General features: G+C 70.4%; 23 protein-coding genes. 15 read left to right on the top strand and 8 right to left on the bottom strand.

Annotation, left to right across the window (positions count from 1 at the left end):
- Positions 1-17 precede the first annotated feature (17 nt).
- Both BLR21_RS11190 and BLR21_RS11185 read right to left on the bottom strand, forming a co-directional pair.
- Positions 18-530 carry a DUF305 domain-containing protein gene (locus BLR21_RS11190; RefSeq protein WP_090005768.1) on the bottom strand — a complete coding sequence of 171 codons (513 nt, stop codon included), beginning with the start codon at positions 528-530 and terminating at the stop codon, positions 18-20.
- The gene (locus BLR21_RS11185; RefSeq protein WP_218130841.1) at positions 530-1,546 is read right to left on the bottom strand and encodes a DUF1996 domain-containing protein; all 1,017 of its coding nucleotides are present in this window, start codon (positions 1,544-1,546) and stop codon (positions 530-532) included. The genes BLR21_RS11190 and BLR21_RS11185 overlap by 1 nt, the downstream gene beginning before the upstream one ends.
- Before the next feature lie 152 nt (positions 1,547-1,698).
- Between BLR21_RS11185 and BLR21_RS11180 the strand changes: the two genes are divergently transcribed.
- Positions 1,699-1,884: a hypothetical protein gene (locus tag BLR21_RS11180; protein WP_090005767.1), complete on the top strand. Its 186-nt coding sequence runs from the start codon at positions 1,699-1,701 to the stop codon at positions 1,882-1,884.
- A gap of 78 nt (positions 1,885-1,962) precedes the next feature.
- Here the strand turns inward: BLR21_RS11180 and BLR21_RS11175 are convergent, their stop codons facing one another.
- Positions 1,963-4,296, bottom strand: a complete 2,334-nt coding sequence (locus BLR21_RS11175; RefSeq protein ID WP_090005766.1) for an ATP-binding protein — start codon at positions 4,294-4,296, stop codon at positions 1,963-1,965.
- Positions 4,297-4,442: 146 nt separating this feature from the next.
- On the opposite strand from BLR21_RS11175, the gene BLR21_RS11170 reads away from it, so the two are divergent.
- Positions 4,443-5,564, top strand: coding sequence for a glycosyltransferase 87 family protein (locus BLR21_RS11170; protein WP_143027682.1), 1,122 nt, complete (start codon positions 4,443-4,445; stop codon positions 5,562-5,564).
- Here BLR21_RS11170 and BLR21_RS11165 read toward each other — a convergent pair.
- Positions 5,533-6,546, bottom strand: a complete 1,014-nt coding sequence (locus BLR21_RS11165; protein ID WP_090005764.1) for a GTP-binding protein — start codon at positions 6,544-6,546, stop codon at positions 5,533-5,535. The two genes, BLR21_RS11170 and BLR21_RS11165, sit on opposite strands and share 32 nt — an antisense overlap.
- A gap of 73 nt (positions 6,547-6,619) precedes the next feature.
- Between BLR21_RS11165 and BLR21_RS11160 the strand changes: the two genes are divergently transcribed.
- On the top strand, positions 6,620-7,237 hold the full coding sequence (locus tag BLR21_RS11160; protein WP_090005763.1) for a DsbA family oxidoreductase: 618 nt from the start codon (positions 6,620-6,622) through the stop codon (positions 7,235-7,237).
- 1 nt (position 7,238) lies between these two features.
- Complete coding sequence (locus BLR21_RS11155; RefSeq protein ID WP_090005762.1) at positions 7,239-7,592, top strand: STAS domain-containing protein; 354 nt, start codon at positions 7,239-7,241, stop codon at positions 7,590-7,592.
- Here the strand turns inward: BLR21_RS11155 and BLR21_RS11150 are convergent, their stop codons facing one another.
- The gene (locus BLR21_RS11150) at positions 7,593-8,033 is read right to left on the bottom strand and encodes a helix-turn-helix domain-containing protein (protein ID WP_176929586.1); all 441 of its coding nucleotides are present in this window, start codon (positions 8,031-8,033) and stop codon (positions 7,593-7,595) included.
- A gap of 73 nt (positions 8,034-8,106) precedes the next feature.
- Here BLR21_RS11150 and BLR21_RS11145 point away from each other — a divergent pair, with 73 nt between their 5' ends.
- On the top strand, positions 8,107-9,297 hold the full coding sequence (locus BLR21_RS11145) for an MFS transporter (protein ID WP_176929585.1): 1,191 nt from the start codon (positions 8,107-8,109) through the stop codon (positions 9,295-9,297).
- 3 nt (positions 9,298-9,300) lie between these two features.
- Here BLR21_RS11145 and BLR21_RS11140 read toward each other — a convergent pair whose 3' ends face one another.
- Together BLR21_RS11140 and BLR21_RS11135 are read right to left on the bottom strand one after the other, a co-directional pair.
- A complete protein-coding gene (locus BLR21_RS11140) occupies positions 9,301-10,071 on the bottom strand; it encodes an MHYT domain-containing protein (RefSeq protein ID WP_090005759.1) in 771 nt (256 codons plus the stop codon).
- Positions 10,072-10,231: 160 nt separating this feature from the next.
- Positions 10,232-11,062: a PhzF family phenazine biosynthesis protein gene (locus tag BLR21_RS11135; protein WP_090005758.1), complete on the bottom strand. Its 831-nt coding sequence runs from the start codon at positions 11,060-11,062 to the stop codon at positions 10,232-10,234.
- A gap of 133 nt (positions 11,063-11,195) precedes the next feature.
- On the opposite strand from BLR21_RS11135, the gene BLR21_RS11130 reads away from it, so the two are divergent.
- Complete coding sequence (locus BLR21_RS11130) at positions 11,196-12,407, top strand: extracellular catalytic domain type 2 short-chain-length polyhydroxyalkanoate depolymerase (protein ID WP_176929584.1); 1,212 nt, start codon at positions 11,196-11,198, stop codon at positions 12,405-12,407.
- A 46-nt stretch (positions 12,408-12,453) separates the two neighbouring features.
- On the opposite strand, the gene BLR21_RS11125 is transcribed toward BLR21_RS11130, so the two are convergent.
- Positions 12,454-13,302 carry an endo alpha-1,4 polygalactosaminidase gene (locus tag BLR21_RS11125; protein WP_090005756.1) on the bottom strand — a complete coding sequence of 283 codons (849 nt, stop codon included), beginning with the start codon at positions 13,300-13,302 and terminating at the stop codon, positions 12,454-12,456.
- A 165-nt stretch (positions 13,303-13,467) separates the two neighbouring features.
- On the opposite strand from BLR21_RS11125, the gene BLR21_RS11120 reads away from it, so the two are divergent.
- Genes BLR21_RS11120 through BLR21_RS11080 form a run of 9 tightly spaced genes read left to right on the top strand, consistent with a single transcriptional unit; the run spans position 13,468 to position 22,095 of the window.
- On the top strand, positions 13,468-14,736 hold the full coding sequence (locus BLR21_RS11120; protein WP_090005755.1) for an ABC transporter substrate-binding protein: 1,269 nt from the start codon (positions 13,468-13,470) through the stop codon (positions 14,734-14,736).
- Positions 14,733-15,620, top strand: coding sequence for a carbohydrate ABC transporter permease (locus BLR21_RS11115; RefSeq protein ID WP_090005754.1), 888 nt, complete (start codon positions 14,733-14,735; stop codon positions 15,618-15,620). The genes BLR21_RS11120 and BLR21_RS11115 overlap by 4 nt, the downstream gene beginning before the upstream one ends.
- Positions 15,617-16,423 (top strand): carbohydrate ABC transporter permease, encoded by an 807-nt coding sequence (locus BLR21_RS11110; RefSeq protein WP_090005753.1) that lies wholly within the window; start codon positions 15,617-15,619, stop codon positions 16,421-16,423. The genes BLR21_RS11115 and BLR21_RS11110 overlap by 4 nt, the downstream gene beginning before the upstream one ends.
- Positions 16,424-16,446: 23 nt before the next feature.
- A complete protein-coding gene (locus BLR21_RS11105) occupies positions 16,447-17,358 on the top strand; it encodes an SIS domain-containing protein (protein ID WP_090005752.1) in 912 nt (303 codons plus the stop codon).
- Positions 17,355-18,242: a 1-phosphofructokinase family hexose kinase gene (locus tag BLR21_RS11100; RefSeq protein ID WP_256334627.1), complete on the top strand. Its 888-nt coding sequence runs from the start codon at positions 17,355-17,357 to the stop codon at positions 18,240-18,242. Before BLR21_RS11105 ends, BLR21_RS11100 begins: the two co-directional genes overlap by 4 nt.
- 3 nt (positions 18,243-18,245) lie before the next feature.
- Entirely contained in the window at positions 18,246-19,067 is an 822-nt protein-coding gene (locus tag BLR21_RS11095) for a class II fructose-bisphosphate aldolase (protein WP_090005751.1), read from the top strand.
- 3 nt (positions 19,068-19,070) lie between these two features.
- Positions 19,071-20,357: an alpha-galactosidase gene (melA, locus tag BLR21_RS11090; RefSeq protein WP_090005750.1), complete on the top strand. Its 1,287-nt coding sequence runs from the start codon at positions 19,071-19,073 to the stop codon at positions 20,355-20,357.
- On the top strand, positions 20,357-21,283 hold the full coding sequence (locus tag BLR21_RS11085; RefSeq protein ID WP_090005749.1) for a carbohydrate kinase family protein: 927 nt from the start codon (positions 20,357-20,359) through the stop codon (positions 21,281-21,283). Before melA ends, BLR21_RS11085 begins: the two co-directional genes overlap by 1 nt.
- 53 nt (positions 21,284-21,336) lie before the next feature.
- On the top strand, positions 21,337-22,095 hold the full coding sequence (locus tag BLR21_RS11080) for a DeoR/GlpR family DNA-binding transcription regulator (RefSeq protein ID WP_090005748.1): 759 nt from the start codon (positions 21,337-21,339) through the stop codon (positions 22,093-22,095).
- Positions 22,096-22,098 lie beyond the last annotated feature (3 nt).

Raw genomic sequence — 22,098 nt, 5'->3', positions numbered from 1 at the left:
ATGGTGACGGCACCTCTTCACGAGGCGTCTTCCAGGAGCGCCAGGAACTCCGCACGCGTGCTGTCGATGCGTGCGCTCAGTTCCACCACCGGCGTGCTCGTGCCCGACGCCAGTTCCGCGCGGGCGACGGTGCGCGCCTCTTCGAACTGCGTGCGCAGCAACGCCGTCAACTGCTGGTCGAAGGCGGTGCCCTCGGCGTACCCGACGGCGGCGAGTTCGGCGGCCGTGATCATGCCCGGCATGTCGTGCCCGTCGTGCTGGTCGCTCTCCTGCCTGCCGGTCCGGGCGAGCAGTTCCCGCACCTGCGCCAGTTCGGCCCGGTAGCGCGCCTGCAGCCAGGCGGCCACCGGGCGCAGCGCGGAGCCGGGCCGGGTCGCCGTGAGATCGAGCGCGGCGAGCGTGGACTCGTTCTGGGGGATCACCAGGTCCATGAACGCCAGGTCGGTGGCGCTGAGACTGTCCGGCGGGGAGCCGGCCGGTGCTCCACAGCCCGTCGCCACCAGGATGGCCGCGATGAGGAGGGCTCGCACTACGGGCGGCCGTCCGGTCCGCACTTGACGATGCGGTTGATGCAGTCGCGCACGCGTTGCGCCATCTCGGCTTCCGGCCAGACGTTGAAGAAGTCGCCGTGCATCGTGAAGCCGGGACCTGACGACAGCGTGAACCGCGCCGGGTCGCCGCTCGCGGGGTACCGCAGCACCTGGCGCAGCTTCGGCACGGGCACGGGGTGCGTCGCCGGGCAGTCGCCGGCGACCGGGTAGGACATGTGGCTCTTGTGGTCCGCGGAGTCCAGGTCCTTGCCGTTCCAGCACTGCGGGAAGTCCAGATAGGACTCGATCATCGTGCCCGCCGGGCAGTTCACGAAGTCCTTGGACGCCTCGACGTGACCGGCGTGCAGGCACGACCAGCGTGACATCGTGGTGTTGTCCGCGGCGGTGGCCTTGGCGTTGCCCGCGACGATGCGCAGCCCGTACGGCAGCGGCTGGATCCGCGCGGTCACGTCGTCGCGCACGCCCTCGCCGAGGTAGTAGAACGTCGTGCCGGTCGGCTCGACGGGCTGACCGTCGACCAGCAGCGTCGGCACCCAGTACGACGACAGGTCGACCTTCGGGCTGCACGTGCTGGTCGCCTTGCTCAGGCTCGTGACGTCCGAGTGGGCGTTGGTGGAGGCGTTGCCGAAGAAGCTGTGCAGGTGCGAGGCGCCGGGGAGGTTCGGCAGGACGATCGGGTCGTCCGGCAGCCTGTGCGTGAACGGGCACTCGGCGACGAACTCCGCGACGCGCACCGCGTTCGGCGGGATCGGCTCCTGGGCTTTCGGCTGCGCGACCACGGCGGCCTTCGTCGTCTCGGTCGTGCCGGTCTGCGGCGGTGTCGTGGTGTCCGCGGTCACCGGCGCCGCGGGCGAGGAGGTCCGGCTCGCCTGGGGCGGTGCGGGCGGGGTGAAGAACATCGCGTTCGCGGTCACCGCGGACGCCGCGACGCCCGCCACGGCGAGGGCGGCGATCCAGACGCGCCTCCGCGACCGTGCACTGGGGACGTGAGGCATGGAGATCCTTTCGGGCAGGACTGGCACAGGGGTCTTCTGACCAGGAGATGCCTGGGGCGCGCGGCGATAACGGAAACTTCGCCGATCTTTTCGACGTGCGGAGCCGGCTGGATGGGCGACCAGCGAACACGCCGGCGGTAGGCTGCGCCGGCATGAGCAGAAAACTGTTGGTCGGACTCGGCGTCGTGCTGCTCCTGCTCGGCGGGGTGTGGACGGCGCAGGGGCTGGGCTACCTCAAGGGCAGCTTCATGACCGGTCAGCAGCTGTGGACGACCATCGGGCTGCTGTGCGCCGGAGCCGGTGTCATGCTGCTGATCCCCTGGCCGAAGAGGCGATAGCACGGCACCAGCCGCGTCATCCCAGCGCTGCCACGGCACAGGGCGCGTCATGCCAGCGCTGCCAAGGCACCAGCCGCGTCATCCCAGTGCTGCCACCAGTTTCGCCGCCGCGACGCGCACCGCCGGTGTGTCGTAGCGGTCGCACTCCGCCAGCGCCCGCACCCGGTACTCGCGGGCCTGCGCCGCGTCCCCCGCGGCGTCGGCGAGGTCGGCGAGCCGGGTCATGATCTCGACCCGCTGGTCGGACAGCCGCACCTCGCCGAGGGCCGCCAGCAGCTGCTCCTGTGCCTCGCCGTGGCGGCCCGCGTCCATCAGCACCAGGCCGCGGTTGTGCTGCACGCGGGCGGTTCCGGCGGTGTTGGAATACTTGCGGAACACCGACTCCGCCTCGTCGAGCAGGTCCATCGCGGCGATCACCTGGCCTGCGGCCGCCAGCGTCGTCGCCAGCCGGATCAGCAGCATCGACAGCAGTTCGTCGTCGCCACCGGCCTCGCGATGCCGGTCCACGCTGCGTTGCTGCACCTCGACGGCTTCGGCGAGGTCACCGGTGGTGTGCAGCATGACGCCCAGCAGGGAGAGCGCGAGGTTCTCGCCGATCCGGTAGCCCGCCTGCTCGAACAGGCCGACGGAACGGCGGCCCAGCCACACCGCCTTGTCCGGTTCGCCGACGCGCCGCCGGATCGCGGAGCCGTAGTAGCAGGTCCACGCCTCGGTGACGGTGTCGTCGACCGGTACCGCCGCGGCTTCCTCGTGCACGGACAGTGCTTCGTGCGGCTGGCCGCACAACGCGTAGAGCGCCCACGACAGGTAGTTCAGCTGCTGCGCGGCGTCCTTGGCGTTGCCCAGCCGGCGGGCCGAGTGGGCTCCGGCGGCGAAGATCTCGCGCCACAGTTCGCCGACGCCGTGCATGTCCGAGTACCAGTGCATCGCTTGGGCCAGCGCGAGAACGCGTTCGTGTTCGCCGGCTTCCACGCCTGCTTTCACGGCGGTGCGCCAGTTGTCGAGCTCGAGTTCGAGCCACCGGGACGCGGACTCCCTGTCGTGCACGGGACCCGACCGCTCGGCCGGCACGTCGTGGTCGAAGAACAGGGCGGCCCTGGTCGCGGTGCCGAGCAGCCAGTGGCGCAAACGTGTGCGTGCTTCGCGCACGGCGGCCGGGTCCTCGTCCAGTTCCAGCCGTTCGGCGGCGAAGACGTGCAGCAGGTCGTGGCGCGTGTAGCGGCCGGGTGTGTCGCTGATGCCGAGCAGGCTCGCGTCGGCCAGTTCGTCCAGCGCCTCCTCGGCGTCGTCGACCAGGACACCGGCCAGCGCCGCGCTCGTGTCGGGGCTCGGCACCAGGGCGAGTCTGCGGAACAGGGTGGCGGCACCCGCGCTGAGCTGGTCGTAGGAGATCTCGAACGCCGCCCGCACCTGCAGGTCGCCCGCCCGCAGCACGGAGAGACGACGACCCTCGTCCTCCAGCTGCTCGGCGAGGTGGCTGATCGTCCACTGTGGTCTGCTCGTGAGGCGGTTGCCCGCGATGAGCAACGCCAGCGGCGTGCCGCCGCACAGCTCGGCGACCCGCTCGGCCGCCTCGGGTTCGGCGTCGAGCCGGTCGGGCCCCGTCACGGCCCGCAACAGCTCGACGGAACGGTCCAGCGGCAGCAACGCCAGGGCGAGGCGATGCCGGGCGTCCAGGCCGGTCAGGATGCGGCGGCTGGTCAGCAGGACGAGCGTGCCGGGGCTGGACGCGAGCAACGGACGCACCTGCGCCTCGTTCGCCGCGTTGTCCAGCACCAGCAGCACCGTCCGGTCGCGCAGCCGCGACCGGTACAGCGACAGCTTGTCGTCCGGGTCGTCCGGGATCTGGCGTTCGTCCACTCCGAACGATCGCAGCAGCCGATGAGCGGCCTTCTCCGGCGTCAGCGGTTCGGTGTCCGTGCCGCGCAGGTCGAGGAACACGCAACCGTCGGCGAACCGCGCGCCCAGCCGATGGCCCGCGTCCACGGCCAGCGCGGTCTTGCCCGCACCGGGTGCGCCGTGGACCACCGCGATCTGCAGCCGGGACGACGACGCGGCATCCGCGGCGAACCCGTCCAGCAGTTCCTTCTCGGCCTCCCGGCCGGTGAGCTCGATGAGCACCGGCGGCAGCGAGGACGACGCCACGACGAACGGCGCGTCCGGCCGTTCCCGCACCGAGACGACCCTGCCGGCGCGGGCGAGGGCGGTGAACTCCGCCGCCTCCTCGTCGCGCAGCCCGAGCCCGCCGACGAGCAGTTGCACGGTGCGGAACTGCGGGCTGAGCGTGCGGCCGCGTTCCATGTCGCTGATCGCGCGTGTGCTCAAGCCGGTGTGTTCCGCGAGTTCTTCCTGCGTCAGCGGAACACGCGATCGGTAAAAGCGGAGAAAGTCCCCGAACGCTGATGTGCTCACTGCGCACCCCCTCTTCGTTCCTGCGCATTATCCGTTCTGACAGACGTCCGGGCGCGCTCGTCGTTGCTGGCAAGAGCACTTCTGCCGGTGGTTCTGCCGGTTGTTCAGCAAGGTGAACGACGTGCGCCGTCGCTAATTTCGAATAGGTGTCAACAGCTTCCCTGACGCGGAAAACCGATCTGGTTCCGCGAAGATTTGTCTCCCGACTGGCCGTTGCTCTCTGGCTCGCCGCCCTGGTGTGGCTGCTGGCGACGTGGTCCGGTCATTACCCGATCGACCTGGACGTGTACCGGCTCGGCGGCCTGGCCTGGCTCGAGGGCCGGTCTCTCTACGTCGGGTTCACCGGCCCGCCGCTCGACCCCCAGCTGCCCTTCACCTACCCGCCGATCGCGGCGATGCTGTTCAGCGGCCTGAGCCTGGTACCGGGCGCGCTGCGGAACCCGCTGGTGGTCGCGTCCGGCTTCGTCGCTCTCACCGCGGTGTGCGTCGCGGTCGCCGGCAAGGTCCGTCCCGATCTCAAGTGGACGGCCGGACTGCTCGCGGCGATCGGCGCGCTGGCGCTGGACCCGGTGTGGACGACGTACGGCTACGGCCAGATCAACCTGTTCCTGCTGGGGCTGGTCGTGATCGACGTGGTGCTGCTGAAGGACAAGCGCCGGCGGGGCGTGCTGATCGGCATCGCCGCGGCGATCAAGCTGACCCCCGCGATCTTCGTGCTTTATTTCATCGCCCGGCGCGACTGGCGGGCGGCGATCACGACGGTGGCCACGTTCACCGGTCTCGCGTTCGCGGGATTCCTCATCACACCAAGGGATTCGCTGCAGTACTGGCTGCACTCGCTGCTGAACCCGGACCGCATCGGCGACATGTCGCTGTCGACCAACCAGTCGATCCGGGGCCTTCTGCGCGGTTTCGGCCTCGCGCCCGGCGTCGAAACGCTGCTGTGGGCGGCGCTTGCCGCGGTCGTCGTGGCCGCCGCGTTCTTCGTGGCCCGGAAGACCCGCGACGACCTCGTCGCGCTGTTCGTCGTCGCGGGTGCGGGGCTGCTGGCGTCACCGGTCTCGTGGCTGCACCATTGGGTGTGGTGCGTGCCGGTGCTGGTGTTCCTCGCGTTGCGCGGCAACGCCTGGCCCGCCTTCGCCGCCGTGTTCCTGGTGTTCGTGACCCGCCTGCACGAGTTCGACACCTACGTGTGGCTGACGGTCATCACGTTGGGAGCGCTGGCGTTCCGCGCGGTCAGAGTTCCATCTCCTCATGCCACTCGGTGAACGGGTCCGCGAAGTCGAGTTCGGTGACCAGCGCGAGTTCCTCGTCGGTGACCAGGGCCGACCGCAGCGCCGCGGCGATCCCGGCGGCGTCGGCGGACCTGGTGATCACGACGACCTCCTGGTCGCGGTCGCCCTCCCACGGCCCGAGGTTGCCCACGCGCAACCCGCCGCCCGCGGACTCCAGCCACAGCGCCGCGTCGGGCTGGCTCGCCACCCACACCCGGCCGCGCACCCGAACCACGCCGTCGAGCAGCACGTCGATGCAGTTGTGCAACCGCATGGGGTGGAACGGGCGCCGGTCGGTGAAGTGGACGACGGACACGCCGTGCGCCGGTTCCAGCGCCGGCCGCCCGAACAGCAGCGAGCCGAACCCGTCGTCGATCTCGCCCCGGCGCGCGCCGGCGGGAATCGCCGCCAGCATCTCGACGACGTCGAGAGCGTCCAACTGACGGCGTGGCGCGCCGGGCGTGAGCCGGTCCAGCACGGCGGTGAGCACCGGGTCGCCCGGCCCGGTCAGCACCAGCGCGTCCGCGAACTCCGCCTGCCCCACCACGACCTGCGCGACGGTCCGCTCGTCGCCGTCGGCCGCGCGCATGCCGCGGTCGGCGAGCGAGTCGGCGCCGGTCGCGTCGTCGAGCCAGGTGGCGGTGTCGATCACCGTCACCACGGCCTCGACCTCCACCTCGGTCTCGCTCAGCGCGAAGCAGACGGCCTCCGGTTCGAGCATCGGGTCGAGCTGCACGATCACCCGTCCGTCGAGCCCTTCGAGCAACGGCACGAGGTCCAGTCGCAACGTGCACGAGACGCATCCGTGCGCGAGTTCCAGCACCGTGAGCCGGCCGTCCGCCCAGCGCCGCACCACTCCCTCGGCCAGGCTGCTGAGATCATGCCTGACCAGCGACGATTCCGGTGCTGCCCGCCAGAGCTCGTCGGCCACGTCGTGGCGGGTGAACCCGGCTACCAATACGACCCGTGCTGCCATGACCCGCAGCCTACATGACAACGATTATCGTTTCTGAACGGACGTGGTAGCGCGGGCGTGACATGATCGAACGATGCAGGTCGAGTTGTGGGCTGACGTCATCTGTCCGTGGTGCTACATCGGCAAGGCGCGCTTCGACAAGGCGCTGGCCGGGTTCGAGCACCGCGCCGAGGTCACCGTGGTGCATCGCGCGTTCGAGCTGGATCCGCACAAGGAGGGCGTCGAGTCCGTGCAGGCCATGCTCGCCGCCAAGTTCGGTCCGCGCGCCGCCGAGATGGAGGACTCCGTCGCGCAGCTCGCGCGCGACGAAGGCCTTGAGTACCGGCTGGACCGCGAGGTCGGCAACACGTTCGACGTGCACCGGCTGCTGCACCTGGCGGGGGAGCGCGGCGTCCAGGCCGAGGTCCTCAACGCCGTGCTGCACGCCAACTTCGGGCAGGCGCGGTCGCTGTTCACACCCGAGTCGCTGACCGAGATCACCACCGGGGCCGGGCTCGACGCGGCGGACGTGAAGGCCGTGCTCGAAGATCCGGCGATGTACGCCGACGAGGTGCGGGCAGACGAGCAGCGCGCTCGTGAGATCGGGGTCTCCGGCGTCCCGTTCGTGGTCGTCGCCGGACGTCTCGCCGTGGCCGGTGCGCAGCCCGCCGAACTGTTCGGGCGGGCGTTGACGCAGGCCTGGGAGGCGTGAGGTGGAAGAGACGCCGTTGCAGGTCAGGTCCGAGAACCTCTCCGGCGCGGTCGTGCTGCGCGCCGACGGCGAGGTCGACTCCTACTCCGCGGAACTGTTGCGCGACAAGCTTTCCGAGGCGTTCGGCGCGGGACTTCCCGTGGTGCTGGACCTCAGCGCCGTCGAGTTCTTCGCGTCGGCCGGTCTCTCGGTGCTCGTGGAGTACCACCTGCTCGGTGAGGACCGCGGCATTCCGTTGCGCCTGGTGTCGCCGAGGGGCAGCGTGCTGCGCGCGCTGAAGGCCACCACGCTGACCGAGACCCTCGACCTGTACCTCGACCTGGACGCGGCGTTGCGTGCCGGACCGCATCGGTGATCACGCCGGGTGCTCCGCGATGAGCACCAGCGCGTCGAGCACCCGCCACCAGTCGTGTTCGCTCGCCTCCTGCCCGAGCGCCTCGGTGAGCAGGACGCACGCGCTGATCAGCCGCGCGGCCACGTCCTGGGGGTCCTGACCCGACTTCTCGGCGAGAGCGGCGGCGGTCGCCCGGAAACGCTTGCTCCTGCTCAGCTTCACCACGCTCTGCGGCGCCGGGCCTGCCGTCGCCGGCTGGTCTGACGAGAACCCGATCGACAGCTCGGTGCCGAGCGCGGACGCGAGCCTGCCCAGCGCGTTCGTCGTCGGGTTCCCCCTGCCGTTCTCCAGGTTCGCGATGTAGGGCACGGACAGCCCGGCGTCGGCGGCGACCGAGGCGACGGTACGGCCCGACGCCTGCCGCAGCGCGCGCAGCCTCGGCCCGATGGGCTCGTTCGGCACGGCCACTCCTATCTTGACAGAACACTTCGATCAACGCTCTTATTCTCTCAAGACTATACCTTGGGGGTGGGCGGTGCTCGAAGCGCTGAAGGTCCGCGATTTCCGGCTGTTGTGGACCGGACGAACGGTGAGCCTGCTGGGCTCGTGGCTGCTGGTGATCGCGATCCCGGCCCACGTCTACGCACTCACCGGCTCCCTGCTCGCGACCGGTCTCACCCTGGTCGCCGAGTACCTGCCGCCGCTGCTGCTCGGCCCGTTCGCGGGCGTGGTGGCCGACCGCTGGGACCGCAGGCGGGTCATGATCACCGCCGACCTGTTCCGCGCCGCCGCGGTCGCGCTGATGCTGTTCGCGACGGCCGGGCACTCGCTCTGGCTGGTCTACGCCGCGCTGGTCGCGGAGAGCACCGGCGCCGTGCTGTTCCGCCCGGCCGCGCAGGCGCACATCCCGGCCGTCGTCGGCACCGGCGGTGGCCTGAGCAGCGCGAACTCGCTGAACGCGGCCGTCGACGGCACGGTCCGCCTCGTCGCGCCGCCACTGGGCGCGGTGATCCTGACGTTCGCCGGCTTCCAGACGCTCATCTGGATCGACGTCGCGAGCTACCTCGTCTCGGCGGCCGCGATCGCGGCGACCACCCGTACCACGGCCCAGGCGGTGCGCAAGCGGGTGCTCGCCGACCTCGCCGCCGGCTGGAAGGTGTTGCGGGACTTGCCGATCGCGCTGGCACTGCTGCCGCTGACGGCGGTGTTCCTAGCGGCGAACGCCTCGCTCAGCGCGTTGCTCGTGCCGTTCGGCATCCGGCAACTCGGTGGCAGCGAACAGATCGGGCTCGTGGTGTCCGCACTCGGCATCGGGTTTCTGCTCGGCGCGGTGGTGATCCGGCGGCTGGTCGACCGGGTGCAGCCGCGGTTGCTGCTCGCGGCGAGCCAGCTGGCGACCGCCGTGGCGTTCCTCGTGCTCTTCAGCTCGACCTCGTTGATCGTCGCGTTGCCCGCCGGTGTCGCGATCGGCGTGTTCGGTTCGATGACGCTCGTGACACCACAAACGGCGTTGCAACGCGCCGTGCCGAACGACGCACTCGGCCGGATCAGCGCGGTGTTCCTGACCGCCGAGGCATTGGCGACGTTGATCGGCGCGCTGGCGGGACCGCTGCTGGCACAGATGGTGTCGCTGTCCGCCGCCGTGGTGGTCGCCTGCATGGTCACCGCGGGCGGCGCGCTGGCGGGACTCGCGGTGATGCCCCGCGCGGCTCAGGCGGTGCAGTAGGGCTCAGCCCTGGCTGGTGCGCCGCATGACACGGTCGAGCAGCTCGGCCTCCTCGCGGCTCTCCTCGTCGGACGAGGTGAGGGCGAGCAGGAAGATGATGATCACGCTGACACCGGCCCCGCCGATGATCAACGACGTGATCAGCTCCTGCGAGTTGCCGACGACGATCGACGCGCTGTGGTCGTGCGCCATGCTCATGGCGTACATGCCGGTGTAGTGCATGCCCGTGACGGCGACGCCCATCACCACGGCGGCGCCGATGACGGCGAGCAGGCCGCTGACCTTGCGGGTGAACCACAGCGCGACGGTCGAGGCGACCACGGCGATGAGGACGGACAGCGCCACCAGGCCGGGGTGGTAGCTGACGTCGGCGTTGATCACGATCGCGGCCATGCCGGTGTAGTGCATCGCGGCGACGCCGAGCCCGGTGACGAGCCCGCCCGCGGCGAGTGGCCAGAAGCGCGTGTCGCCGTTGATGCCGTAGCGCCGCACGAGGAACAGTCCGGCGGCGACGACCACGATGGCGACGATCATGCTCAGCACCGTGATGGGGATGTCGTAGGAGACCTTCGCGCCCATCCACGTGCCGAGCATCGCGGTGAAGTGCATGCCCCAGATGCCGAGCCCGCCGATCGACACCGCGGCGACGCCGATCCACCAGTTGCGCGTCGTCCTGGACGCGTGCCGCGCCCGTTCCGCGGACAGGAGACCCAGGACGGACCCGAGGAACGCCACGGCGTAGGCGGCGAGCGGCGTGTACGTCCCCATGTCCATGAGGGAGATGAAAACATTTCAAATCTATTGGACACAAGGATGTCGTGGACAATGAAATCCACTAACACGAAGGGCGATCGGCCGGGTACGCGCAGTGCACCGAAACCGTCCACAAAGGACTACCGTGCGTCTGCGTGGCAAGCAGTCCTCAGAGGACCCATCACCACATCACCCGGCCGGTGATGCCGAGCACGGAGTCCCCACCGACCCAGATCTCGCCGTCCTCCAGCGAGAGGTGCACCCGGCCCCGGCGGCCGAGCGCGGTGCCCTGAGCCGCGACGTAGCGCGGCTGGGCGATCCCCGCCGGGATGAGCCACTGCGCGATCGAGGCGTTGAGGCTGCCCGTCACCGGGTCCTCCTCGAACCGCCCGCCCTCGTTGACGAACGCCCGCACCTCGAACGCCGCCTCGCCCCCGGCGGGATGCGGCCCGACCACCCCGATGCCGGTGAACTCACCGAACCGCTGGTAGTCGGGTCGCAGCGCCAGCACGGCCGAGGCGGAGTGCAGCAGCACGGCGACCCAGCCCGGCCCGTTGTCGGCCCACTGCGCGCCGGCGATCTCCTCCGGCGCGATCGCCAGCGCCGCGGCGAGGGCCGCGTGGTCCTCGACCGGCCCGCCGCGCAGGAGCGGAGGGGCGGCGAACGCCAGCCGCGAGCCGTCGCGACGTACTTCCACCAGCCCGGCGCCGCACTCCTGCACCAGCCGGTCCGGGTCGCGCGGGGTCTGCCCGGCGGCCAGCCATGCGTGGGCCGATCCGAGCGTCGGGTGGCCCGCGAACGGCAGCTCGCGGCTCACCGTGAAGATCCGTAGCCGATAGTCGGCGGAGGGGTTCTCCGGTGGGAGGAGAAACGTCGTCTCGGCGAGGTTCGTCCAGTTCGCGAAGGCCGCCATCTGTTCGGTGGTCAGGCCTTCCGCGTCGTGCACGACCGCGAGCGCGTTGCCCTTCGTGAACTCGTCGGTGAATACGTCTACCTGGCTGAACGTCCGCATGAGGCCAAGCTAGTCAATGGTGCGGGTCGACGTCTGGCGAGCACGCGAGGTGGTGACCTCACACGTGGTGCCGTCCAGTTACCGGCTCCTAACCTCGATCACATGTCCTGCCTGCAATGACGGAGGCGAACACATGCGATTGAGGAACGCGCTCGTGGCACTCGCGGCGGCCACCGGCCTGGCCGCGGCATCCCTGTCGATCTCGCTCGCGGCGGTCCCGCCACCGCAGCCCGGCACGCTCACCAAGTACGACATCACCGGTACCTACGTCAGCGGCGTGTCGTCCGGCGGCTACCTCGCCAACCAGCTCCACGTCGCGTACTCCAGCGTGTTCCAGGGTGCGGGCATCTTCTCCGCCGGCCCCTACGACTGCGCGCAGAACAACGTGAACACCGCGCTGTTCGCGTGCATGGACACCTTCCAAGCACGCAAGTCACCGGCCGAACTGGAGCAGCTGACCAGGAACCGGGCGGCGGCGGGCAGCGTCGATCCGCCGCGGAACCTCTCGGGCGACCCGGTCTGGCTGTTCCACGGCAGCGCGGACGACACCGTCGCCCGCGTGGTGAACGACGATCTCGCCACCTACTACCGCGACTTCGGCGCACGGGTCGCCTATCACAACACCACCGCGGCCGGGCACGCCTGGATCAGCCCGATCGGCCCGAACGCCTGCGGTGCCACGGCTTCGCCGTACGTCAACAGGTGCGAGACCGACGTGGTCAGGGAGATGCTGGCGCACCTGGCCGGTCCGGTGAACGCGGCCGCCTCGGCGTTGTCCGGCAAGCTCGTCCAGTTCGACCAGAACGCCTACGCGCCCGGCGGCAACGCGGCGTCGATCAGCATGGGCCGTGAGGGTTTCGCTTACGTGCCACGGTCGTGCGAGACGGGGCCGTGCAAGCTGATGGTGACGCTCCACGGTTGCTACCAGTACTTCGGGCTGATCGGCAACGCGTTGATGGACAAGGCGTACCTCAACGAGTACGCCGACACCAACAACATGATCGTGCTCTACCCGCAGGCCACCACGATGACCGGAAACCCGCGCGGCTGCTGGGACTGGTGGGGTTACCAGTCGCCTCAGTACGCGCTGAAGACCGGCCCGCAGATGGCCGCCGTCGTGAACATGGTCAAGGCGTTGAGCGCCGGAGGACCACCGCCCACCACGACGCCGCCGGTCTCCGAGTGCGTCACCGCCAGCAACTACGCCCACACCGTCGCCGGGCGCGCCTACGTCACGCTCGGGCAGACCTACGCGCTGGGCTCGAACCAGCCGCTCGGGCTGTGGAACACCTTCACCACCAGCACCCTCCGGCAGACCTCGCCGAACCACTGGGTGAAGTGCTGACCGGCTGAGCTCCGGGGTGGCGGCGCGCACCGCCACCCCGGTCCCGTCAGCAGTGGTCGAACGCGTACTCGGACTGGCCGGGCCCGACGAGGTAGCGGTCGCGCAACGTCGTGGTGGCCGGGGTGTCCGGGTCGTTGCACACGTCCTCGAACGTGCCGCGCAGGTCATCGGTGTACTCGATGTCCATCACGTGTGAGCCGTACACGTCCGAGTAGGACGAACACTCCTCCCACCGGTGGCACTCCTCGGAGACCGCGAAGTCGAAGCCGACTTCGGAGCGTCCGCGGGCGGCCTCTTCGGCGGAGTTCTTCTGGCCGATCGCCAGGCCCTTGGCGTGCGTGCGGTCGGCGAGCAGCTTCGCGTAGGCGAGGTTGTTGTCGACGCTCAGTTTGCCGCGGGAACGCAGGTAGGAGTCGAGGTTGTCCACCTCGACGGCCTTGAATCCCTTGGCGGCGCACTGGTCGAGGGTGCGGCCGATGATCGAGGCGAGCTCGGTCCGCTTCGCGGCGGTCGACGTGTCGAGCAGGAACTCGTCCGGCCAGTTCGGGTCGATGATCGGCTGTCCGGACGAGTCCTTGAGCACCAGGTGGCCGCGCTGGTTCAGCCAGACGTCGCGGTCCGCGGGCTGGGTCTGGAACCCGTTGACGTAGCAGATGTTGTAGACGCCGGCGGCGGGTGAGGCGGTGCTGTCGCGGGTCACCAGGGTCACGCCCTGCGGTGGCGTGTACGCGGCACCGAGCTGGTAGTCGAGCACCGCGCCGGCAGGGGGCAGCTCGACGGCCGCGGCCGAGATATCGCCGGCCTGACTGGACGAGGCCAGTGGCCCGGTGACGCAGGCCGCGAGGGCGAGTGCGGCGAGGGCGGTTCCGGTGAGGGCGCGCGCAGGGAAGGTCATCAGCGCCAGACTCCTTGATCGCTCACGAGCGGTGATTGGGTCTGAGCGACTGTAGCGAAAAGGCGCCTTCAAGGCCAGAAAGCAATCTCAATCGGTCAGAATGCTTGCTTGTTTGAGCGATTTCCGCTTAGGGTCCCCGACCACACCCACCCCTGAGGAGTCGACATGGCACACGGCAGAGGGCTGAGTCGCCGGACGGTGCTGACGATGGGCGCCGCACTCGTCATGACGGCGGCCTGCGGAACGGGCTCCGGCGGCGACGGCAAGGTGAAGGTGTGGCACGGCTACACCGACAGGGAGGCCGCCGCGTTCGACAAGCTCGCCGCGCGCTGGAACACCACGCATCCCGGCCAGCAGGTCGAGCTGGTGTTCAACGGTGGCAACGACAACGCGCTGCAGAAGACGCTGGCGTCGTTCGCGTCGGGCAACCCGCCGGAGGTCGCCTACCAGTACGGCTCCTCGATCACCGGGCTCACCGGCCGCCCGCAGACGCAGGACCTCACCGACCTGCTGCGCGGCGACGCGGCGTTCGACTGGGACGACCTCTTCCCGGCGGGCCGCGAGGCCGCCACGGTCGATGGCAGGATCTACGGCGTTCCCGCGCTCGTCGACAACCTCTCGCTCGTCTACAACAAGAAACTGTTCGACGAGGCGAAGATCGCCCACCCCACCGAGTCGTGGACCTGGGAGGACTTCCGGTCGGCCGCGCGGAAACTCAGCGGTGACGGCCGGTTCGGCTGGGCGTACGTCAACGACGGCACCGAGGACACGGTGTGGCGGTTCCTAGCGCTGCTCTGGCAGGCGGGTGGCGACCTGTTGTCCGCGGACGGGAAGAAGGCCGCGTTCGCCTCGGACGCCGGCATGCAGGCCATGCAGCTGTTGCGCGACATGGCCGTCACGGACAAGTCGGTGTACCTGGACGCGGGCGACCAGCAGTACCTCAACCTCTTCAACTCGGGCCGGATCGGCATGCTGTGGACCGGGCCGTGGGACCTCGGATCGATCAACGAGGACGTGTCGTACGGCGTGCAGATCCTGCCGGGCAAGGTCACGCACGCGACGATCGCGGGCCCGGACACGTTCGTCGTGTTCGGTGAGAACGGTCGCGCGAACGCCCTGCCGTTCCTGAAGTGGCTGCTCTCCGCGGAGATCCACCTCGAGTTCGCGATGGAGACCGGTCACCTGCCGATCCGGCAGTCCGAAGTGGACCTCTCCGGCTACGCCGAGTTCGAGACCAGGTACCCCGGCACCAAGGTGTTCGTCGACAACCTCGCGAAGAACGTGACGAAGTCCCGGCCGAACATCCCGCAGTACCCGAAGATCTCGCAGGTGCTGGGCACCGCCGTGCAGTCGGTCCTGCTCGGCGCGGCCGAACCCCGGGCCGCGCTCGACCAGGCCCGCGGCGAGGTCGACCAGGCGCTGGCGGGCTCATGACGCTCGACCGGCGCAGGCTCGCCGACCACGCGGCCGGGTGGGGGTTCGCCGCCCCCGCCGTGGTGCTGATCGGGGTGTTCGGGCTCGTGCCCGTCGTGTGGTCGTTCGTGCTTTCCTTCCAGCACACCGACCTCACCTCACCCGGGACGTTCGCGGGTGGCGACAACTACGCGAAGCTCGTCGCCGACCCGCTGTTCTGGGACGCCGCCCGCCGCACGATCGTCTACGTCGCGCTGTTCGTGCCGGTCACGCTCGCACTCGCGTTGCCGATCGCGGTGATGCTGAACCAGCGGATCCGCGGCGTCGTGCTGTACCGGCTCGCCGTGTCCGTGCCGCTGGTGACCTCGACGGTCGCGACCGGCATCATGTTCAGCTGGCTGGCGAACCCGCAGTTCGGGCTGGTCAACGCGGCGCTGGACGCCGCAGGCCTGCCGAAGCAGGGCTTCTTCGCCGATCCCGGCCAGGCCCTGTTCGCCGTGGTGGCGATGACGGTGTGGGGCTGGCTCGGGTTCGCGGTCATCATCTACCTGGCGGCGCTGCAGAACGTGCCGAGGGACCTGATCGAGGCGTCCTCTTTGGACGGTTGTGGTCGCGTCCGGTCGTTCTGGCACGTCGAGCTGCCGCTGGTGTCACCCGCTACCGGCTTCCTGCTGGTGTGGCTCACGATCAACGGCCTGCAGCTCTTCGACGCCGTGTACGTGACGACCAAGGGCGGGCCGCTGCGCGCGACGACCGTGCTCGTCTACCACCTCTACAACGAGGCCTTCGTGAGCTTCGACGGCGGCTACGCGGCGGCCATCGGCTGCGCCGTCTTCGTGCTGATCGCCGCCTTCACCCTCCTGCAGCTGCGGTTCAACCGCCGGTCCCACTACGAGGTTCGATGAGAAGGCCCAGCGCACTGCACCTGGTCCTGTTACCGCTCTCCGCCGTGATGGTCACGCCGCTGGTCTGGATGCTGCTGGTGTCGGTGTCCACCCAGCAGGAGTCGCGGCGGTTCCCTCCCGGCCTGCCCAGCGGGATCGAGTGGGAGAACTACCTCGCGGCGATGCGGGACGCGCCACTGGGTTCGTGGCTGGTCAACAGCTTCGTCGTCTCCGCCGTCTGCGTGGCCGGCAACCTGCTGCTCTGCTCGCTGGCGGGGTACGCCTTCGCGCGCATCCGGTTCTTCGGCGGCAGGGTCGCGTTCTTCCTGATGCTGGCGACGCTGATGGTGCCGTTCCAGATCGTCATGCTGCCGTTGCTGATCATGATGCGGTCGCTGGGACTGGTCGACACGCTCGGCGCGCTGATCGCTCCCAACCTGGCCACCGCGTTCGGTGTGTTCCTGATGCGGCAGTTCTTCACCACGCTGCCCCGCGAGCTGGAGGAGGCCGCGCGGATCGACGGGGCGAGCAGGCTGCGGACCCTGCTGCAGGTGCTGCTGCCGTTGATGCGGCCCACGCTCGCGACCCTCGCGGTGCTCACGTTCCTGCAGACCTGGAACGACTTCCTGTGGCCGCTCATCGTCGTGCAGAGCCCGGACACCATGACCGTCCAACTGGGACTGCAGAGCTTCCAGGGCGCGCACACCACGAACTGGCCGAAGCTCATGGCCGGCACGGTGCTCAGCCAGCTGCCCGTCCTGCTCGTCTTCTTCTTCGCCCAGCGGTTCTTCGTGCGGTCGGTGGCCGCAGCGGGCATCAAGTGACTGAACAACCAAAGGAATCCGCCATGTACAGCACCTCCGCCGCGCAGCCGCACACCACGGCCGAGATCGCGTCCCAGCCGGCCTGCTGGCGCCGGGCGGTCGCCCTCGCCACCGAACCTGGCGTCGTGGCCGCACTTCCCGCGCACGGCGAACGCGTCGCGGTCGTCGGCTGCGGCACGTCGTGGTTCATGGCCCAGGCCTACGCCCGGCTGCGCGAGGACGCGGGGCTGGGGGAGACCGACGCGTTCGCCGCGTCCGAGTTCCCGTTCGGCCGCACCTACGACCGGGTCGTGGCGCTGACCCGGTCGGGCACCACCACCGAGGTGATCGACGTGCTGCGGCGGCTGACCGTGCCGTCGACGGCCATCGTCGGCACCCCCGGCACCCCGGTGACCGAGCTGGCCGATCACGTGGTCGCGCTGGAGTTCGCCGACGAGCGCTCGGTCGTGCAGACGCGGTTCGCCACCACCGCGCTCGTGCTGCTGCGCGCTCATCTGGGCGAACGGCTCGACCGCGCGATCCTCGACGCGGAGCAGGCCCTGGCCGAACCGCTGGGCGCGGACCTGGTGGAGCGCAACCAGTTCACGTTCCTCGGCGGCGCGCCCTGGACGACCGGTCTCGCCGCCGAAGCGGCGCTCAAGATGCGGGAGGCGTCACTGAGCTGGGCCGAGTCCTACCCGGCCGCCGAGTACCGGCACGGGCCGATCGCCATCACCGACGAGAGCTCGCTGGTCTGGGTGCTCGGCACCCCTCCAGAGGGCCTCGGCCTCGACGTCGCCGGGGCGGGTGGCCGGTGGATCGCCCGGGATCGCGACCCACTCGCCGAACTCGTCGCCGTGCACAGGCTCGCCGTGGAAGTGGCGCTGCTGCGCGGACTCGCCCCCGACACCCCGCGCAACCTCACCCGGTCGGTGATCCTGAACGGCACGCCGTGAGGGCGTTGACCGTCACCCTCAACGCGGCGCTCGACGTCACCTACCGCGTCGGCGCGCTCGTGCCGGGCGACACGCACCGCGTCTCCGGCGTGGCCGTGCGCGCGGGTGGCAAGGGCGTCAACGTGGCGCGAATGCTGCTGGCGCTGGGCGTGCCGGTGCTCGCGACCGGTTTCGCGGGCGGATCGGCGGGTGCGATGCTGCGGGAGGACCTGAGCCGATCCGATGTGCCGCACGCGATGTTCCCGATCGCGGGGGAGACCCGGCGCACGGTCACCGTCGTGGCCGATTCCGGTCAGGCGACGCTCTTCGCCGAACCGGGACCGGTCGTCACACCCGAGGAGTGGTCGGGCTTCCTGGCCCACTACGCGGAACTCGTCGCGAACGCCGACGTCGTGGTGCTGTCCGGTTCACTGCCGCAAGGGCTCCCGGACGACGCCTACGCGACGCTCGTGCGCGCCGCGCCCGTGCCGGTGGTGCTGGACGCGGACGGACCGGCGCTGGCTCTCGGAGCCGCCGCCGGGCCCGCCGTCATCACCCCGAACCGCGGCGAGCTCGCGACAGCGTCCGAAGTGGACGATCCGCTCGCTCTCGGTGCCACGGCGGCACTTGTGTCCGACGGCCCGCGCGGGATGACCGCCCATACCGCCGACGGCGTGTGGTCGGCGGCTCCGCCCGAGGTGATCACCGGGAACCCGACCGGCGCCGGTGACGCCGCCGTCGCCGCGCTGGTCGCCGGGTGGCACCTGCCGTGGCCGGAGCGTCTCGCCGAGGCGGTGGCGTTGTCGGCGGCGGCGGTACGTGCCCCGCTCGCCGGCGACTTCGACCGCGCCTTCTACGACCAGCACCGGGCGGACGTCACGCCCAGACCAGTTCCAGAGGACTAGAACATGCCCTTGGGGAAACTTCGCGAGATGGTCGGCGGACCCGCGCCGGTGCCCGCGTTCAACGTGATCCAGGTCGAGCACGCCGAGGCGATCGCCGCCGCGGCCGAGGAGACCGGAGCACCCGTCGTGCTGCAGATCAGCCAGAACGCCGTGCGCTACCACGGTTCTCTGCGCCCGATCGGTGCCGCCGTGCTCTCCGTCGCCGCCGCGGCGACCACGCCGATCGCGGTGCACCTCGACCACGCCACCTCGGAGGAACTGGTGCGCGAGGCCGTCGAGCTCGGGTTCGGGTCGGTGATGTTCGACGCCTCCGCGTTGCCGCACGACGAGAACGTGGCCCGCACGGCGGAGGTCGTGCGCTGGTGTCACGAGGCCGGTGTCGGCGTCGAGGCGGAGCTCGGTGAGATCGGCGGCAAGGACGGCGTGCACGCACCGGGCGCGCGCACCGACCCGGACGACGCCGCCGCGTACGTGGAGGCGACAGCGGTGGACTTCCTCGCCGTCGCCGTGGGCTCGTCGCACGCGATGCTGAGCCGCGACGCCCAGCTGGACTTCGAGCTGATCGCGTTGCTGCACAAGGCCGTGCCGGTGCCGTTGGTGCTGCACGGGTCGTCCGGTGTCGCCGACGAGAACCTCGCGGCGGCCGTACGAGCGGGGATGTGGAAGATCAACATAGCCACGCAGCTCAACAAGCACTTCACCGCCGGCGTGCGGACCGCACTCGACGACGACCCCGCTCTCGTCGATCCCCGGCGCTACCTCGGCGCCGGACGTGAGGCCGTGTCCGCCGAGGCCGCCCGGCTCATCCGCGTACTGAAAGGCTGATCCATGGTCACCATCGCCTTCGTGGGCGCGGGTTCCGTCGAGTTCACCCGGCAGCTCCTGCGCGACGTGCTGTCGTTCCCGGAACTGGCCGGCGTCGCCATCTCGCTGCACGACATCGACGCCGGACGGCTGGAGGTCGCGGCGGCACTGGCCCGGCTGGCCGGCGGAGCGCACGTCCGCACCTCGCTGTCGCGCCGGGAAGCGTTGGAGGGCGCCGACGTCGTGGTCAACATGGTCGCGATCGGCGGCCACGCGGCGACGCTGACCGACTTCGACGTGCCGGAGTCGTTCGGCCTGCGTCAGACCATCGGCGACACCCTGGGGATCGGCGGGATCTTCCGCGGGCTGCGGACGTTCCCGTTCCTGGACGGGCTCGCGGCGGACGTGCTCGCCGTCTGCCCGGATGCCTGGCTGCTGAACTACACCAACCCGATGGCCATGAACATCCAGTACCTCACGACCGTCGCGCCCCGGCTCAAGGTGGCAGGGCTGTGCCACTCGGTGCACTGGACCATCCACGACCTCAGCGCGTTGGTCGGCGTGCCGCACGACGAGGTGGACTTCCTCTCCGCCGGCGTGAACCACCAGGCGTGGATCCTGCGGTGGCAGCACGGGGGACGTGACCTGTACCCGGCGCTCGACGCCGCGATCGAGGCCGATCCGGGGCTGGCACGGCGGGTGCGCGTCGACCTGTACCGCCGCTTCGGTTTCTACCCGACGGAGACGAGCGAGCACTCGTCCGAGTACGTGCCGTGGTACCTGCGGCATCAGTCCGAAGTGGAGCGACTGCGTCTGCCCGTCCGCGACTACGCGACGATCAGCGCGGAGAACGTGGCCACGTACGAGAAGACCCGTGCCGCACTGGCCGCCGGCGACCCGCCGCCGCCCCTGTCCGACGACGCCGTCGAGTACGCGCCGCAGGTGATCCACAGCCTGGTCACCGGTCAGCGCCGGACGATCCAGGTGAACGTCGCGAACCACGGCCTGATCTCCAACCTGCCCGAAGGAGCGGCCGTGGAGGTGCCCGCGACGCTGGACCGGCTCGGCGTGCACCCGCACCGCGTCGGCGCCCTGCCCCGCCAGCTCGCGGCCCTGAACCGGAGCTTCCTCACCGTGGTCGACCTGACCGTGGCGGCGGCGGTCGAGGGCGACCCCCGGCACGTCCGGCACGCGGCCCTGTGCGACCCGGCGACGGCCGCCGCGCTCACCGTCACCCAGATCGACGACCTCGTCGCCGCGATGACCGCCGCACACGGCGACCTGCTGCCCGCCGCGCTGCGAGGCGCCTGATGGACCTCCTCGTGATCGGTGACGCGAATCCGGACGTGCTCGTGTTCGGCGCCCCCGCCGCTCCCGCGTACGGGCAGGCGGAAACGTTGGTGGACCAAGGAGTTCTCGCACTCGGCGGGTCGGCGGCGATCGTCGCGCACGGTGCCGCGCGCCTGGGGCTGGAGGTCGGTCTCGCCGCGATGGTCGGCCGGGACGCGGCGGGCGACTTCGTGCTGGACGCACTGAAGTCCGCAGGCGTGGACATCAGCGCGTGCGTCCGGCACGAGTCGTTGCCGACGGCGTTGACGGTGTGCCTCAACCAGGCCGGGGGAGACCGGGCGATCCTGACGGCGCCGGGATGCCTGGCCGCTTTCGGTCCCGAGCACGTTCCGGCCGTCGCGGCCCGGCACGTGCACGCAGCGTCGTACTTCCTGCAACCCCACCTCGCCGCCGGCCTGTCCGAGGTGTTCCGGACGGCGCGGGCTCACGGCTTTACGACCTCGCTCGACACGAACGACGACCCGTCCGGAGAGTGGAAGCTGCCGGCGGATCTGGTGGAGCAGTGCACTTTCGTGCTGCCGAACCACGCCGAGGCGGTGGCGCTCACCGGTGCCGCGGACCCGCTGCCCGTGCTCGCCGCCACCGGCACGATTCCGGTCGTCAAGGTGGGCAGGGACGGCTGCGTCGCGCTGTCCGGCGGCGAACGGATCACCGTCCGTCCGCCGGTCGTGGAGCCGGTGGACACGGTCGGCGCGGGCGACTCGTTCGACGCGGGCTTCCTGGCCGGCTGGCTGCGGGACGGCGACCTGCGCACGGCGCTGGCACTCGGCGCGGCGGCGGGGGCGCTGTCGACGCGCGGCGCCGGGGGAGTGGCGACACAGCCGTCCTGGGCCGAGGCGACGGCGTTCGTGTCGACCGTCGAGATAACGAGCACGCAGGATGCTTGATTCAGGTTCAAGTGGCGCCAAATCGAGCATGATCGGTGCGTTATGCTGATCGTGTGCGTCAAGAGCAGCGCCTAGCGGCGATCCTGGGGAAGCTCGCGGACGCGGGCTCGGTGACGGTGACCGGGCTCGCGGAGGACCTGGGCACGTCGGTCGCGTCGATCCGCCGCGACCTCCAGTCGCTCGAAGAGCAGAAGCTGCTCAAGCGCACCCATGGCGGCGCCGTGGCGGCGGAGGTCATCTACGAACTGCCGCTGCGCTACCGGGTGGGCCGCCGCGAGGAAAAGCGTCAGATCGCCGAGGCAGCGGCGAAGTTCGTCACCGAGTCCGTCCACTCGGTAGGCCTCAACGGCGGCACGACGACGACCGAACTCGCCCGCCTCCTCGCCGGCACCAGGCAGCTGAAGGTCGTGACGAACGCCCTCAACATCGCCTCGGACCTGTGCCCCCGCCCCACGATCGACCTCGTCGTCACCGGCGGCGGCGTGCGCCCGGAGAGCTACGAACTGGTCGGCCCGATCGCCGACCGGGCCCTCGCCGGCATCAGCCTGGACCTGGTCTTCCTCGGCGTCGACGGCATCGACGCGCGCGGCGGCATCACGACCCACGACGAGGTCGAGGCCCACACCGACCACTGTCTGCTGCGCACGGCGGACCGCGTGGTGGTGCTCGCGGACGGCTCCAAGGTGGGCAAGCGCGCGTTCTCGCGCATCGCCGGGATCGCGGATGTCCACGTCGTGATCACCGATTCCTCGGCACCCGCTGCGGAACTGGACCGGTTGCGCGCGGCGGGCGTCGAGGTGGTCGTCGCCTGAGGC

Origin of the sequence: Lentzea albidocapillata subsp. violacea, assembly GCF_900100275.1 — a bacterium.
Lineage (GTDB): Bacteria > Actinomycetota > Actinomycetes > Mycobacteriales > Pseudonocardiaceae > Lentzea > Lentzea violacea.
The sequence above is the reverse complement of the archived record's forward strand: the minus strand, read 5'-3'. Positions and strand labels throughout refer to the sequence as shown.

Excerpts from the sequence above, each read along its gene's own strand:
- BLR21_RS11185 (WP_218130841.1), bottom strand. The coding sequence starts at position 1,546 with ATGCCTCACGTCCCCAGTGCACGGTCGCGGAGGCGCGTCTGGATCGCC.
- BLR21_RS11180 (WP_090005767.1), top strand. The coding sequence starts at position 1,699 with ATGAGCAGAAAACTGTTGGTCGGACTCGGCGTCGTGCTGCTCCTGCTC.
- BLR21_RS11165 (WP_090005764.1), bottom strand. The coding sequence starts at position 6,546 with ATGGCAGCACGGGTCGTATTGGTAGCCGGGTTCACCCGCCACGACGTG.
- BLR21_RS11160 (WP_090005763.1), top strand. The coding sequence starts at position 6,620 with ATGCAGGTCGAGTTGTGGGCTGACGTCATCTGTCCGTGGTGCTACATC.
- BLR21_RS11140 (WP_090005759.1), bottom strand. The coding sequence starts at position 10,071 with ATGGACATGGGGACGTACACGCCGCTCGCCGCCTACGCCGTGGCGTTC.
- BLR21_RS11135 (WP_090005758.1), bottom strand. The coding sequence starts at position 11,062 with ATGCGGACGTTCAGCCAGGTAGACGTATTCACCGACGAGTTCACGAAG.
- BLR21_RS11130 (WP_176929584.1), top strand. The coding sequence starts at position 11,196 with ATGCGATTGAGGAACGCGCTCGTGGCACTCGCGGCGGCCACCGGCCTG.
- BLR21_RS11125 (WP_090005756.1), bottom strand. The coding sequence starts at position 13,302 with ATGACCTTCCCTGCGCGCGCCCTCACCGGAACCGCCCTCGCCGCACTC.
- BLR21_RS11120 (WP_090005755.1), top strand. The coding sequence starts at position 13,468 with ATGGCACACGGCAGAGGGCTGAGTCGCCGGACGGTGCTGACGATGGGC.
- BLR21_RS11115 (WP_090005754.1), top strand. The coding sequence starts at position 14,733 with ATGACGCTCGACCGGCGCAGGCTCGCCGACCACGCGGCCGGGTGGGGG.
- BLR21_RS11110 (WP_090005753.1), top strand. The coding sequence starts at position 15,617 with ATGAGAAGGCCCAGCGCACTGCACCTGGTCCTGTTACCGCTCTCCGCC.
- BLR21_RS11105 (WP_090005752.1), top strand. The coding sequence starts at position 16,447 with ATGTACAGCACCTCCGCCGCGCAGCCGCACACCACGGCCGAGATCGCG.
- BLR21_RS11095 (WP_090005751.1), top strand. The coding sequence starts at position 18,246 with ATGCCCTTGGGGAAACTTCGCGAGATGGTCGGCGGACCCGCGCCGGTG.
- melA (WP_090005750.1), top strand. The coding sequence starts at position 19,071 with ATGGTCACCATCGCCTTCGTGGGCGCGGGTTCCGTCGAGTTCACCCGG.
- BLR21_RS11085 (WP_090005749.1), top strand. The coding sequence starts at position 20,357 with ATGGACCTCCTCGTGATCGGTGACGCGAATCCGGACGTGCTCGTGTTC.